A 13,793-nucleotide genomic window follows, 5' to 3' on the forward strand; every position below is an offset into this window, starting at 1 on the left:
TCCCCGACCAAACCCTCGTACAAGTAAAGGTGAACCCGTTTCTTACGCCAGTAATCAGCCGAATCTCGTTTGAGGGCCTCGCTTTTCCCGTGGGCTTTTTGTCCCAAAATGACCCACCCCCAAAAAGGGCTACTCGAGCAGAAATCTACTCAACGAACAGCATTTCAAAGAGAATCACGAACTTTGATGAAACTTTGCCCACAGCCGTTAAGAAAGGCTGGCGAAAAGAGCGCCCTTTCTCCCCAAAGGGCAAAAAGTCAGCAGTGCACTACCCAAGGGCAATTCACAGGGGGTTTAGTACTAAAATCAAACTCTCTGATTAGTTTCAACTTCATATCGGCGCCCTTCGGGCGCCTTCTCCAAGTGAAACACTCACAGATGGAGCAAATCCAGTAGAAACCCCCTAAAACTTGCATTTTAAAAAATGCACTTAACCTTCCGCCAGCGCTGAAGCTTTTGGAAAAAGCTTCACCAAAAGTTAGTAGCTCCTCGTTGAGGACCCCAATAAAATCGATTTTACTCACAAAATCGCTCTTTCCAACTGGAGACCACAAAAACAGCACCCTACAGGAGGGTTTGCCCTCTTCTTGACGCTCTTCGGGCGTCGATTTTAAATGTAAACCCATAACCAAGGGGCAATTTGAAAAGTTCTCACTCTCAAAGTGGCCATTCAATAAGAAAATCACTCAAAATAGCTTTCCAGAAGGAGCTACCAACTTTGATGAAACTTTGCCCGGCAAGGTTTCTATGGCGGGCCGGGCGGGATTCGAACCCGCGGCCACGGGGTTAAAAGCCCCGCGCTCTAACCAGGCTGAGCTACCGGCCCATCCCGACGGGATAACAGGGGGAGCCCTTATAAGCTTTGCTCCTTACCCATTTCTGCCCACCAACCGTTATAAGCGGTTCCGTTTAACCCCTCCCTTAGGTGTCGAATATGGAGGACCACCACCTTTTCGATTTGTCGGACTACAAGGTTCTTATCCCCAAGAAGCCGGACATCCACTACCTCTACATAGAGATAACCAACCGCTGTAACCTTCGCTGTGAGATGTGCTTCAAGCAGTACTGGGACGACCCCGAGGGCGACATGGATTGGGAGCTGTTCCTCAAGATTCTCGATGACGCCGAAGAGCTTCCAGAGCTGGAGATGGTTTACTTCGGTGGAATCGGCGAACCGACCGTTCACCCGCGCTTCATGGACATGGCGAGGGAAGTTAAGAAGCGCGGTTTTGCCCTTGGAATAAGCACCAACGGATTCCTTCTCACCGACAGGCGCATCGAAGAACTTGTAAAGCTCGGTCTCGACCTCATATACTTCTCCATTGACTCCGTGCCGACTCAGCCGGTTGACATCGGCCACATAAAGCCCGACTACACCAGCTCGCGCATAAGGAAGATTCAGGAGGTAAAGAAGAGGCTCGGAAGCGACGTTCCCCACATCGGCGTCGAGGTGGTTGCAACCAAGGAGAACTACAAGGAACTGCCGGAGATAGCGCACTACGTTGGTTCTCTCGGCGTTGACACTTTGCTCATCTCGAACCTGATTCCAATCACCAAGGAGCACGCGGAGCTGATAGTCTACGACGGTTCCGTTGACATGAAGCCCATCGTGGACAAGCTTGAGGCGATTTACCACGGCTACCTTCACAAGATAGCGGAGTTCTCCCTGAGAACAGAGAGAAAGTGCGAGTTCGTTGACAAGAAGGTGGCGGTCGTTAGGTGGGACGGCGAAGTTGCTCCCTGCTACCGCTTCCTGCACACCTACCCCGAGATAGTCCTCGGCAGGGAGAAGAAGGTCTACGCGCACTCCTTTGGCAACGTCCGCGAGAAGAGCCTGGCGGAGATATGGACGAGCAGGGAATACAGCTGGTTCCGCTACGTTGTCAAGAACTCCCTCTACCCGAGCTGTACCGACTGCCCGCTGAACGAGTCCTGCTCCTTTGTGCAGGATACGAACTACGACTGCTGGGGCAACACGCCGAGCTGTGCCGACTGCCTGTGGTCGAGGCGCATAGTTCTCTGCCCGATTCCGGAGAAGGGCATGAAGGGCTTCTGGTAGTTAAACAGATGTGCTTTCAATGTTCATTCTTGTTCCCTTTTTTTGCTTTCGTCAAGTTTATTAGCATCAATGTACAAAAATGATTCGCACAACAGCTGGAGGCATCGAAGTATGTACGCCTACTGGGGTAAGATTCTGAGAGTGAACCTTACGGACGGTTCAATAAAGGAAGAGCACTTCGACGAGAAGTTTGCCAAGAAGTGGCTTGGCACGAGGGGATTCGGCATATACTACCTCCTCAAGGAGATGGACCCGACCGTTGACCCGCTGAGTCCGGAGAACAAGATGATTTTTGCCACCGGTCCGCTGACCGGAACCACCGCTCCAACGGGCGGAAGGTACATGGTGATAACCAAGAGCCCGCTGACCGGCTACATTGCAATGGCAAACTCCGGTGGCTTCTTCGGAGCGGAGCTCAAGTTCGCGGGCTGGGACGCGATAATAGTCGAGGGCGCTTCAGACCACCCGGTTTATCTGTACATAAACGACGAGAGCGTTGAGCTTAGGGACGCGAGCCACCTCTGGGGCAAGACCTCAACCGAGACCGAGGAGGCCCTCAAGGAGGAGATAGGGGACAAGCGCATAAGGGTTGCACTCATCGGACCCGCTGGTGAGAACCTCGTCCGCTTCGCGGCCATTATGAACGACGAGCACCGCGCCGCGGGTAGGGGCGGTGTTGGAGCGGTTATGGGAAGCAAGAAGCTTAAAGCGATAGTGGTCAGAGGCCACAAGCGCGTTGAAGTTGCAGACAGGGCGAAGTTCACATCGGTAGTCAAGGAGAAGACCGACAAGCTCAGGAACGACCCGACTGCCGGCGGTGGACTTCCCAAGTACGGAACGGCAGTTCTCGTTAACATAATCAACCAGAACGGCCTTTACCCAACGAGGAACTTCCAGTACAGCCAGTTCGAGTACGCGGAGGAGCAGAGCGGTGAAGCTATGGCCGCCAAGTACCTCGTCAGGAACAAGCCCTGTTACGCCTGTCCAATTGGATGTGGAAGGGTTAACCGGCTTCCAACGCTCGGCATCACCGAGGGACCGGAGTACGAGAGCATCTGGGCTTTGGGAGCTCACAACGGCATAAACGACCTCGCGAGCATCATCGAGGCCAACCACCTCGCCGATGAGTACGGTATGGACACCATAAGCCTCGGTGGAACTTTGGCAACTGCCATGGAGCTCTACGAGAAGGGTCTGCTCAAGCAGGAGGACCTCGGCGAGGACGCTCCGCCCTTCAGGTGGGGCAACACCGAAGTGCTCCACTACTACATCGAGAAGATTGCCAAGCGCGAGGGCTTCGGTGACAAGCTTGCTGAAGGTGGCTACCGCCTGGCCGAGATGTACAACGGCGTCGAGTACTTCATGGGCGTCAAGAAGCAGGAGCTTCCAGCCTACGACCCGCGTGGAGCTGAGGGTCACGGCCTCGGTTACGCCACCAACAACCGCGGTGGCTGTCACATCAAGCAGTACATGATTAGCCCCGAGATTCTCGGCTACCCATACAAGATGGACCCGCACGACATAAGCGACGAGAAGGTCAAGATGGTCATCACGTTCCAGGACCTCACGGCGCTCATCGACGCCGCTGGACTGTGTGTCTTCACGACCTTCGGTCTCGGTGCCGACGACTACCGCGACATGCTGAACGCGGCCCTCGGCTGGGACCTCTCGACCGAGGAGTACATGAAGATAGGCGAGCGCATCTGGAACGCCGAGAGGCTCTTCAACCTCCGCGCCGGTCTCGACCCGCTCAAGGAGGATACCCTGCCGAAGAGGCTCCTCGAGGAACCTGTCAAGAATGGACCGAACAAGGGCCACGTCGTCAGGCTCCACCTCATGCTTCCAAGGTACTACAAGTTCCGTGGTTGGACCGAGGACGGCAAGATACCAGAGGAGAAACTCAAGGAGCTCGGATTGGAAGGGTTGTAATTTTTTCAACCTGTTACATATTCTTTTTTATCTTGATTACTATGCACGTCTGCGTGTTGTTTCTTTTGGCGTGAATCTGAGTTGATTTTGTAGAATATTCATCGGTTATACCGTGCATTTTGTTATGCGTTTTTGGGATAGTGTGCCAAATACATGTACATTGAGCCAATGTACTGATACGAAAAGTATATTGTTGCGCAAAGTTTTTAACCAAAGACCATACAATGTCTAAGATGCCCATATGGGGGGCATGCTGTACATGGAGGTGTAGCGTATGAAGGAGGCAAAGGCACTCCTGTTGGCAATATTGATTGTAGGTATGACCTTTGGTTTCGCAGCGGCTGCCTCTGTCGGCGGTCATGCCAACGTTGCGACCCATGGTCCGAAGAACTACGGACTGCTCACGCCAAAGCTGTTCCAGAAAGTCCAGGGAATGAACCCGAACACTGAGATAAGCACAATCATAATGTTCAACAGCCAGGCAGATAAGAATAAGGCGATGCCGATACTCAAGTTCCTTGGTGCCAAGATAAAGTACGACTACCACGCCATCCCGGCCGTGGCCGTTAAGATTCCGGTCAAGTACCTTCTCGTCCTTGCCGGCCTCTCAGACGCCGGTGTTATCAACGGACTCGATGTTCAGGGAATCCAGTTCATCCAGGACGACTACAAGGTCCAGGTTCAGGTCGACCTTGAGGGCCTTGACGAGTCAACCGCCCAGATTTCCGCGCCCGAGGTCTGGAACGTCGGTTACGATGGAAGTGGCGTTGTTGTCGCCGTTATCGATACCGGTATAGACGGTTCCCACCCGGACCTCCAGGGCAAGGTCATCGGCTGGAAGGACTTCGTGAACAACAAGACCACCCCCTACGATGACAACGGTCACGGAACCCACGTCGCCGGAATCATAGCCAGCACCGGTGCCGCCAGCAACGGCCAGTACAAGGGTGTTGCTCCCGGCGCCAAGCTCGTCGGCGTTAAGGTCCTTGGTGCCGACGGTAGCGGTTCAATCTCGACCATCATAGCCGGTGTTGACTGGGTCATCCAGCACAAGGACGAGTACAACATAAGCGTCATCAACCTCTCGCTCGGCTCAAGCCAGAGCTCCGACGGAACCGACGCCCTCAGCCAGGAAGTTGACAAGGCCTGGGAGGCCGGAATAGTCGTCTGTGTTGCCGCTGGAAACAGCGGACCGGACACCTACACCATAGGCTCACCCGCCGCCGCCCCGGACGTCATCACCGTCGGTGCCGTTGACAAGAACGACGTCATCACCAGCTTCTCCAGCAGGGGCCCGACCGCGGACGGCAGGCTCAAGCCCGAGGTTGTCGCTCCAGGTAACTGGATTATCTCCGACAGGGCCGCTGGCACTCAGCTCACCGACCAGCTCGTTGGCCAGTACTACGTCGCCGCCCCCGGAACTTCAATGGCCACCCCGCACGTCAGCGGTGCCGTTGCCCTCCTCAGGGAGGCTCACCCCGACTGGACCCCGGACAAGATTAAGCACGTCCTCGAGATAACCGCCGACGTCGTCAACGCGAGCGCCATCGCTGGAATCGCCTACGGTGCGGGCAGGATAAACGTCTACGAGGCCCTCAAGTACGACCAGGACTCCAAGGTTGTCATCACCGGTTACCTCGCCGACAAGCAGAACGTCACCAAGGAGGTTACCGTTAGCAGTGGAACCACCAGGATAGCGGCGCTCCTCACCTGGGACAACCCGCAGGCCGACCTCGACCTCTACATGTACGACCCGAACGGCCAGCTCGTTGACTACTCCAACACCGGCTACTACGGCTTCGAGAAGGTTGCCTACAGGAACCCCACTCCGGGAACCTGGTACTTCCTTATCGTGAGCTACTCGGGTAGCGCCAACTACAACCTTGAGATACTCGACGAGGGCGGAACCGTCAGCGAGGGCACTACCACCACCCCGAGCGAGCCGAGCACCCCGAGCACTCCGACCAACGAGACCAACACCACCCAGCCCGCTCCGGCCCCGACCCCGACCGTCGTCGTTAAGAACTTCACCGGAAGCGTCAGCTACCACGACTACGTCGTTGACACCGTTACCGTCGACAGCGGTGCCACCAAGATTGAGGGCTACCTCTACGGAAACAGCTACGACGACCTCGACCTCTACCTCTACGACCCCAACCAGAACCTCGTCACCAGCTCGACCTCATCCGGCTCGAACGAGTACGTGAGCTACGACAACCCGCAGGCAGGAACCTGGTACTTCGTGGTCTACGCCTACGACACCTACTACTGGTCCGCCAACTACTTCCTGCAGGTAAAGATATACTACGGATGAAGCCTTTTTAACCCCTCTTCTTTCTTTTCCCTTGGAGGTGTTGAAATGAAGAAAGCATCAGCGGTTCTCCTGGCGATTCTCCTCGTCCTTCCGCTGGCATCTGTTCACGGGGTTCAGGCGAGGGAAGTCCCGTACGTTTACACGCCCACCATACCCGCGACGGCTTTGGCGGCGATAGCCCTCTACAAGTCCCACGATTACCAGTACGTTCTCGAAGCCGACACCTGGCTTATGAGGCTCAAGACTCCAGATGGAGCCTGGGCCTACCGCTACGGCATGGCTCCCCAGGCTAAGTACACGGCACTCGCTCTTATGGCCCTCATGCGCGGTGAGTCGATAGCGAGGGGCCTGTTCAACAGGACCATTCACGCGGGCGTTTACTGGTTGCTATACAAACAGAAGGATGATGGTTCATTCGGGGACTACACCGATACAGCCCTTGCGGTGATTGCACTGAAGGAGTACAAGGACTTCAAGTACTCCTGGATTCCCGTTGACAAGGCGATAAACAACGGTCTCTACTACCTCCAGACCCACCAGCCTCAGACGACGATGGATAAGATATTCGGCTACATGGCATTTGGAGACCTTGATAAGCTCAAGAGCGTTGAGGCTACGGGCGTTGATGCCCTCTACAAGGCCTTCGCAATCTCATACCTCACCGGAAAGAACGTTCAAATAAGTTCCGACCTCGACGACCCCGCGTCCCTGGCGCTCCTCCTCTACGCGACCGGCGATAGAAAGTACGCCGATGAGCTGATTAAATCCGTCCACTTCGGTTTCTGGGGGACGCTGAAGTACCAGCCCCCCGACCTGCTCGAGACCGCCCAGCTTCCCGGCTTTTCGGATTTAAAGCCCGTTGCATGCCCGTACATGCTCAAGGTAAAGCCCAAGTTCGAGTGGGAGGCCGTCGTCTTGGCCAAGTACTACCTCGAGTGCAACCGCACCGTTGACCTCTCGAACTTCCAGCTTGAGAAGCTCAAGCCCTGGATGGTGGCGGAGATAGCGAGGATTAACCACCTCCTCGGAAAGCCCTACGACCGCGAGGTGAACTACCTCCTGAAGAACGAGAGCAATCATCACTGGGGCAACTTCTACAACACCGCCTACGTGGTCTGGGTCCTCTCGAGCCTGAACGTGAGCCTCAACTACACCCCCGTCCTCGACTGGCTTGAGTCCAACCTGACCGACAGGTATCCCAACTACTACTACGCCTACGCCCTCAGGGTGTTCCACCGCTTCAACTACACCAAGGCCTTCCAGGAGACCTTCGATATACTCAAAAAGCGCCAGAATCCCGATGGTGCTTGGGGTTACACCGCCGGCTCACCGGACAACGTCAAGAGCACCGCCGAGGTTCTAAAGGCCCTCCTCGCGACGGGTCTCTCCAACACAACGGCCTATGAGAGGGGATACAGCTTCCTCCGTGAGTTCTTCTACGCCGATATACCCGAGCCCACGGTAAACGGCACCACCGTTACCCTCGAGAACGCCACTTTCTACCTGATTAAGGACGGGACGCTGTACGGGAACACCACCGGAAGAATGTGCACGAACGGTCTCGACGGCTACGTCATGGTGTACCCGACCAAGCACCCCCTAATCGTGACCGCAAGGGCGGTGAACGGCTTTAAGGCCACTGATGTCTGGAAGAAGCCCCTCCCGGAGCTCACAACAACGAGTGCAAGTGGAGTAAGCGGAATATACCTCGGCTACATAGTTGCCATAGTGGTTCTCCTGCTCCTCGGACTCGTGGCGCTCTTGAGGAGGAACTCAAAGGGCCGGAAGTCACGGAAGAAGTGAAGCCCTCAGCTCCTCCACCCTTTTCCTTATGAACTCCGTCAAAAACTCTTCTGTGAAGGGCGTTTTTCTGCCGTCGAGGTAGGCGCGGTATATTCTGAGTGCCTCTTCGTCGCCAATCCTCCGAAGGGTCGCGAGAACGTCGTCCTTCCTCAGGCTCGAGCCGTTGAGGACCGCCATCAGCCTGGCAGTTTCTCCGGCGAGGATGTGGAGCATCTTTTTGTTTCCCCCAAAGCGCCCGAGGTTTCTCATTATCCCTTCGAGCCTTTCAGGGAGAAGTTCGGTCAGGGCATACTCTGGAATAATGTCAGTTACGTCCTCCCCGAGCAGGACAACGTGATTTTCTCTGAAATCCCGCTGATAGACCGTCAGGAACTTGTAGGGGTAGCCTTTCCCGAGCGGGTCGCTCAGGTTCGATGCCCACTCCCAGGCGACATCAACCTCAACGGGGTTGAGAAAAGCCGAACACTCCTCAAGAACGGGAGTTAGCTCTTTCAAAACCTCCTCCGGGTTCGTTCCATCTTCAAGAACCGCGAAGAAATCCACGTCGCTCGTTCCTGGAATGAAATCGCCCCTGACGAGGGAACCGTAGAGAATAAGTGAGTGGAGGCCGAGAACCCGGCCAAGCTTTCTCCGTAGGCAGTCCGCGAGCCTTTCAACCCTCATGTGGTCGAGGCTTCCTCGTCGTTGTAGAGCTCGTCGCCAACTTCTATTTTCTCCTCGAAGCCCTTCGAGCCTTCAAGCGTCTGAATCCTGAACATGTAGCTCTTGTACCAGTTGTAGGACGGCTTGACCTTGACCGGGAGGAGCTTCCAGGCGCGCGTCTCCTCTTCATAGCCCCAGTTGACGTACTCGTTGAAGTTCCTGATGATGTCGGTTATGACGACGCCGAACTCGTTGAGGAGGAGCCTCTGAATCTCGCGCCACTTGTCGAGGGAGCTCTCGCGCCTCGTTATGCCGAAGTAGCCGGCGCAACCCGGACCCTTCAGCGTTGCGATTCCCCTGCCGACGAAGGCCCTTATGGCCGGAACGGTCTCGGGCGGGTCGGTAATGAAGGTGTCGAACTTGTGGAGCGCGTAGTCCGGGAGGGGCTCGCGAAGGTCGAAGGTGAATATCTCGATGTCGGAGTAGCCGAGCTCGTCGGCGGTCTTCTCGATGAACTTCATGAGCCTCTCGTCGATGTCGAGGACCGCTATCCTCTTGGGCAGACCGCTGAGCATCAGGGCGATGCTGGTTAGGTCATCGTCACCGAGGACGAAAACTTCTTTGTTCTCGAGGTCGCCCCTGCTGTGCATGAGGGCAACCCTGGCAACGGTGGTTTCGGGCGTAACGTATGCCTGGTCGAAGTCGTGCTTCGGCTGTGGGCGGTCTTTGACTATCTCCTTGAACTGCTCGAGCAGGTCGCTGAAGGCGGAAAGCTCAACGGTTCTGCCCTGGCAGTGGGAGCAGGTGTAGTCCCTCCTTGGCCCGATTCCGTACTTCTCGACAAGCTGTTTACCGCTCTCGGTGAGGATGACGTTCGAACCCTCAAAGGCGATGTGGCCGAGCTCGTGGAGCGCCTCAAGAACCGCCACGACGAGCGGGAGCGGTTCCTCGCTGAGGTCAACGATGCGCCACACGTCACTGCTGGCCTGAATCGCCGAAAGAACGTTCTCTATCGTCCTCTCGTAAACGGGAATGCTCGTTCTGGCCTTAACCCTCTCGATTATCTCCCTCATCTCGAATCCCTCCAGAAGCATTTTTGGTTCGTGAACGGGGTTGGGTAAGGCCTCTTTTAAGGTTTTCCCGAGTGCTTTTAAAGAGAAACCTCCACCATTCTCCATGCTCACTCCCACTCAAGACCCCGTCAAACGCTACCGCCTCCGCTACAACCTTGAAGCCCTCGAGCGCGTGAGGGGAGCGATAGGTGAGAGCGCGTATTCCCGGCTAAGGAAGCTCCTCCTCTTCCGCCTCGAAGGGAGGGAGTTCAAAAGAACGCCGACGGGCGTTAAGATAGCGGTTGCCTTCTCCGCCGGCTCCGACAGCACCGCAACGCTGAAAATCCTCCGCTGGGCAGGCTTTGACGTCGTCCCAATAACCGCGAGACTGCCCCAGATGGGTGAGAAAACCCTCGAAAAGGTCCGCTCAGAGAAGGCCTTACTCGTCGATGTGCCTGGTTACGAGGAGACGATGAGGGACCTCATCGAAAAGGGCGCGCCGATATGCGGTCGCTGTCACTCGATGGTTATGGAAGCCGTTGAACGGAAGGCGAGGGAGCTTGGCATTGGAATCCTCGCAACGGGCGACATGCTCAGCTCGGGTCTGATTTCGATTTACGAGAAGGACGGCATCGTTATCCTCAACTTTCCTGCCTTTCTCGCCCTCGACAAGGGGGAGATTATCGGGATAATCGGCGGAGAATACAAGTTAAGCTTCGGCTGTCCCCTCCTGTGGGAGCTCTTCAGGCGAGCCCCTTCAACGAAGCGTTTGGCCCTTCAGAGAGTTCTGAGGGAGACGCGCGCAAGGGCTTTGAGTCCGGAAATGGCCGTCGAGCTGATGAAGGACGTTCTCCTCCGTTAGTTCCCAACTTTGACCCAAAAGGTTTAAATGTGTAGTTCTTAAGTTGGAGCGGTGGTGAGTATGGTTACGAAGGAAGAGGTTGAAAAGGTCGTAAAATCCGTCGTTGACGAGAAGTTCATTCGCTCAATCGAGGTTGACGAGAAGGGGAACGTCACCGTAACGCTCGCCAAGGACACGCCCGACATCGATAACGTTCTCATAAAGCTCCACTCCGAGCTCGGAAAGCTTGAGGGTATCGGACTGATAACCATCAACCGCGAGAGGGAAGTGAAGGAAGCCGGGGACGTCAAGATAACCGAGGAGATGATACTTGAGAAGCTCAAGGAGGTCATAGACCCCGAGATTGGCATCGACGTCGTTAACCTCGGCCTCATCTACGACCTCAAGGTCAACCCTGACAACACGGTATACGTCAAGATGACGATGACAACTCCAGGCTGTCCGCTTACCATGTGGATTCTCCGTGCAGTGGAGGACAAAATCCTTGAGATTCCGGGCGTTAAAGACGCCGAGATTGAGCTCACCTTCGACCCGCCCTGGACACCCGACAGAATCAGCCCTGAGTACAAGAAGAGGCTGGGCCTTTACTGACCCATCCTGCCTTTTCTTGTTCATCCTCGCTTTCTTCTGGTTTCCTTTCCACAGACTATCGTTTCAAACCGCCGGTTTTAGGAACGAAAAGTTTATATTCGTCCGAGCCCACTTAAGCCCGGTGATGTGCCATGGCGTGGAAGGTTACCGTCGACCAGGACACCTGCATTGGTGACGCCATCTGTGCTAGCCTCTGCCCGGACGTCTTCGAGATGAACGACGAGGGCAAGGCTGTTCCGGTTGTCGAGGTTATTGAGGACGAGAACCTCTACAACTGCGCTCAGGAGGCCATGGAGGCCTGCCCTGTTAGCGCTATCAGCATTGAGGAGGCCTGAAGGCCTCTCTTTCCTATTCCTTGTCGGTCTTTTCTGCAGATAGTTAAAAAACAAAGCTAAAGAAGAGCTCATTCAAGGCTCAGCTTGAACTTCTCGGCCTGCTCGAGGACGTACTCCCTTATCTCCCTCGCCTTCGGGAGCTCGGCCACTATCTCGCCGTTCTCGATGAGGGGCTGTAGGAGTGGTTCTACCTTAGCTCCGCAGACGGGACAGCGTTCGAGCTTTTTATCGGCAGGAACGCGGTGGTAGTGGCCGTTCTCACAGCGGTAGACCTGTTTGCGCCCGCTCAGCTTCCCGCGCTTCGTTATCGGCTTCCCTTCAACCTCAACGATGTCGAGCGAGAAGTCTATCGGCTTTGAGCTCGCTATGGCCGAGCCGACGCCGAAGGCGTCTGCAACGTCCACTATCTCTCTTATGCTCTCCTCGTTCAGCCCACCGCTCACGAAAATCTTCACCCAGTCGTAGCCCCTCAAGTTCAGCTCCCAGCGGACCTCTTCGATTATCTTCCTGAAGTTGCCCCTCCTCGAGCCCGGCGTGTCGAGCCTTACTGCGGTCAACCTCTCGCCCAGAGCCTCGGCCGCCATCAGCGCCTCGAACTTCTCGTCGCAGAGCGTGTCAACCAGAGCGGTTCTCGGAACTTCAGGCTCGACAACCTCGTCGAAGTACTTCCAGGCCTTCACCTGGTCACCGACCGTCAAAATAAGCGCGTGAGGCATGGTTCCAACGGGCTTCTCCCCTATCATCTCAGCCCCAAGAACACCGCTCACGCCGTCGCAACCACCTATGAAGGCCGAGCGGTCAATCATCGGCGCTATGGCCGGATGCATGTGCCTTATCCCGAAGGAGTAAACCGGCTTGAAGTTCGCGGCAATCTTGACCCTCAAAGAGGCGGTCGCTATTCCGCTCGCCTGGCTGAGCATTCCAAGCAATGCCGTCTCGTAGATTCCAAACTCCTCATAGAAACCTTCAATCTGGAGAACTGGCTCGTAAGGGTGGAATATGGTTCCTTCTCTCATCGCGTAGACGTTCACCGGTAAACCTTCGAGGAGCTTTGCTACCTCTTCGATTCCAGCTAAAACACCCCACTTCCATCCGTTGGGAAGGGAAGTCGTTGTAACGTCCGCGAAGACTTTCCTGTGGATTCCCTTCTCGGTCAGTATTTTCCTCGTCCTGATAAAGTAAACGTCCGTCGTCCTCCCGGCCTTTATATCCTCCTCGTGGGCGATGTAGAAGTCCCTCATGTCGACCACCTGATTTGGACTATGTAAAAATGGAAGTTTAAGATTTTCCCTTATCAGGAGATTCGGGAGATTGAAAAGGGAACCTCCGCCTTTTCGCCCCTCTCGATTTTGTGGAGCTCCCGCCTGTAGGCCTCCAAAGGCCTGTCCTCGACCTTCAGGAAGCCGGCGAAGGTTTTCGGCCTCTTCTCAAGCTCGTCGAAGAACTCCCCATATCGCTTGTCCCTGACGATGTGGTGGTCGAGGATTACCTCGGCGTTCGTTTCGCGGATTATCTCGTTGAGGTTTTTAATTCCCGTTTCCCAGCTCCCTTCGGCGCGCTTCCCGAGGTAAGTCGGTGGTCCGCCGGTTATGAGAACGTCGGGGTTCTTCTCGATTATCCACTCGACTGCCTGCCGGTTCAGGAGCTGTATGTCGCTGGCGTGGATTAACCGGGTTCCGTCGTCTATGAGAACCATGACCACGAAGCCAAGCCTTGAACCCTCGCTACCGTGCGGAACGGCCGGGGAGAACTCCAGTGTAACACCGCCGAGGTCGAAGCTCCTCCCGTCCGCGAACTCAACCCTCTTCGCCATCGGCTCCGCCTTCTTGAGGAAGGCCCAGGCCCGCTTCCTCTGGCTGAAGTTGATGTTCTCGGTGGGGTGCTTTATGAAGAGTTGCTTCCCCTCGTAGATTTCCCTCGCAAAGGCTTCGCTGGAACTCTCGTAGAGGCCCTCAAAGAAAGGGGTATGGTGGTCGTAGTGGTAGTGGGAAATCGTCACGATATCGGCCTTTCTCGCGTAGCCCTGTATCTTCCGCCTCATCTTTTGAAGGGTCTCGAGCTCGATTTTCGCCGGCGGGAGGCCGTAGCGCTTCGGCCCGAGGGCGACACCGGGGTCGATGAGAATTCTTATCCCTCCAGCTTCCACGAAAGTTGCCAGGCTCCTAACACCGAGGCTTTCAGAGGCGAGCGGGACGATTCGCATGGT

The 13,793-nt window shown here is 55.6% G+C and carries 11 protein-coding genes and 1 tRNA gene; 7 read left to right on the forward strand and 5 right to left on the reverse strand.

Going from position 1 to position 13,793, the window contains the following annotated elements; all coding sequences use genetic code 11:
* Positions 1-748: 748 nt before the first annotated feature.
* Positions 749-826 (reverse strand) — tRNA-Lys (locus E3E28_RS05415).
* A gap of 108 nt (positions 827-934) precedes the next feature.
* Here E3E28_RS05415 and E3E28_RS05420 point away from each other — a divergent pair.
* The 4 genes from E3E28_RS05420 (at position 935) to E3E28_RS05435 (ending at position 8,105) form a co-directional block, all read left to right on the forward strand.
* Entirely contained in the window at positions 935-2,059 is a 1,125-nt protein-coding gene (locus E3E28_RS05420) for a tungsten cofactor oxidoreductase radical SAM maturase (protein ID WP_167915230.1), read from the forward strand.
* A 111-nt stretch (positions 2,060-2,170) separates the two neighbouring features.
* On the forward strand, positions 2,171-3,988 hold the full coding sequence (locus tag E3E28_RS05425; protein ID WP_167914340.1) for an aldehyde ferredoxin oxidoreductase family protein: 1,818 nt from the start codon (positions 2,171-2,173) through the stop codon (positions 3,986-3,988).
* A 274-nt stretch (positions 3,989-4,262) separates the two neighbouring features.
* Positions 4,263-6,302 carry a S8 family serine peptidase gene (locus E3E28_RS05430; protein WP_167914341.1) on the forward strand — a complete coding sequence of 680 codons (2,040 nt, stop codon included), beginning with the start codon at positions 4,263-4,265 and terminating at the stop codon, positions 6,300-6,302.
* Positions 6,303-6,347: 45 nt separating this feature from the next.
* Positions 6,348-8,105 (forward strand): prenyltransferase/squalene oxidase repeat-containing protein, encoded by a 1,758-nt coding sequence (locus E3E28_RS05435; protein ID WP_167914342.1) that lies wholly within the window; start codon positions 6,348-6,350, stop codon positions 8,103-8,105.
* On the opposite strand, the gene E3E28_RS05440 is transcribed toward E3E28_RS05435, so the two are convergent.
* Positions 8,091-8,768 (reverse strand): nucleotidyltransferase domain-containing protein, encoded by a 678-nt coding sequence (locus E3E28_RS05440; RefSeq protein ID WP_167914343.1) that lies wholly within the window; start codon positions 8,766-8,768, stop codon positions 8,091-8,093. The genes E3E28_RS05435 and E3E28_RS05440 overlap by 15 nt on opposite strands.
* Entirely contained in the window at positions 8,765-9,820 is a 1,056-nt protein-coding gene (gene bpsA / locus E3E28_RS05445) for a N(4)-bis(aminopropyl)spermidine synthase (RefSeq protein ID WP_167914344.1), read from the reverse strand. Before bpsA ends, E3E28_RS05440 begins: the two co-directional genes overlap by 4 nt.
* A gap of 103 nt (positions 9,821-9,923) precedes the next feature.
* On the opposite strand from bpsA, the gene E3E28_RS05450 reads away from it, so the two are divergent.
* From E3E28_RS05450 to E3E28_RS05460, 3 genes are all read left to right on the forward strand, one after another.
* Complete coding sequence (locus E3E28_RS05450; RefSeq protein WP_167914345.1) at positions 9,924-10,661, forward strand: ATPase; 738 nt, start codon at positions 9,924-9,926, stop codon at positions 10,659-10,661.
* A gap of 60 nt (positions 10,662-10,721) precedes the next feature.
* A complete protein-coding gene (locus tag E3E28_RS05455; RefSeq protein ID WP_167915231.1) occupies positions 10,722-11,252 on the forward strand; it encodes a metal-sulfur cluster assembly factor in 531 nt (176 codons plus the stop codon).
* Positions 11,253-11,383: 131 nt separating this feature from the next.
* Complete coding sequence (locus tag E3E28_RS05460) at positions 11,384-11,587, forward strand: ferredoxin (protein WP_167914346.1); 204 nt, start codon at positions 11,384-11,386, stop codon at positions 11,585-11,587.
* Positions 11,588-11,655: 68 nt separating this feature from the next.
* On the opposite strand, the gene E3E28_RS05465 is transcribed toward E3E28_RS05460, so the two are convergent.
* Both E3E28_RS05465 and E3E28_RS05470 read right to left on the reverse strand, forming a co-directional pair.
* Entirely contained in the window at positions 11,656-12,828 is a 1,173-nt protein-coding gene (locus E3E28_RS05465; RefSeq protein ID WP_167915232.1) for a nicotinate phosphoribosyltransferase, read from the reverse strand.
* Between the two features lie 53 nt (positions 12,829-12,881).
* Positions 12,882-13,790, reverse strand: coding sequence for an MBL fold metallo-hydrolase (locus tag E3E28_RS05470; RefSeq protein WP_167914347.1), 909 nt, complete (start codon positions 13,788-13,790; stop codon positions 12,882-12,884).
* Between the last annotated feature and the right edge of the window lie 3 nt (positions 13,791-13,793).

This window comes from Thermococcus sp. 21S9, from assembly GCF_012027635.1.
Classification (GTDB): domain Archaea; phylum Methanobacteriota_B; class Thermococci; order Thermococcales; family Thermococcaceae; genus Thermococcus.

Coding starts and splice junctions, on each gene's coding strand:
- E3E28_RS05420 (WP_167915230.1), top strand. CDS start 935: ATGGAGGACCACCACCTTTTCGATTTGTCGGACTACAAGGTTCTTATC.
- E3E28_RS05425 (WP_167914340.1), top strand. CDS start 2,171: ATGTACGCCTACTGGGGTAAGATTCTGAGAGTGAACCTTACGGACGGT.
- E3E28_RS05430 (WP_167914341.1), top strand. CDS start 4,263: ATGAAGGAGGCAAAGGCACTCCTGTTGGCAATATTGATTGTAGGTATG.
- E3E28_RS05435 (WP_167914342.1), top strand. CDS start 6,348: ATGAAGAAAGCATCAGCGGTTCTCCTGGCGATTCTCCTCGTCCTTCCG.
- E3E28_RS05440 (WP_167914343.1), bottom strand. CDS start 8,768: ATGAGGGTTGAAAGGCTCGCGGACTGCCTACGGAGAAAGCTTGGCCGG.
- bpsA (WP_167914344.1), bottom strand. CDS start 9,820: ATGAGGGAGATAATCGAGAGGGTTAAGGCCAGAACGAGCATTCCCGTT.
- E3E28_RS05450 (WP_167914345.1), top strand. CDS start 9,924: ATGCTCACTCCCACTCAAGACCCCGTCAAACGCTACCGCCTCCGCTAC.
- E3E28_RS05455 (WP_167915231.1), top strand. CDS start 10,722: ATGGTTACGAAGGAAGAGGTTGAAAAGGTCGTAAAATCCGTCGTTGAC.
- E3E28_RS05460 (WP_167914346.1), top strand. CDS start 11,384: ATGGCGTGGAAGGTTACCGTCGACCAGGACACCTGCATTGGTGACGCC.
- E3E28_RS05465 (WP_167915232.1), bottom strand. CDS start 12,828: ATGAGGGACTTCTACATCGCCCACGAGGAGGATATAAAGGCCGGGAGG.
- E3E28_RS05470 (WP_167914347.1), bottom strand. CDS start 13,790: ATGCGAATCGTCCCGCTCGCCTCTGAAAGCCTCGGTGTTAGGAGCCTG.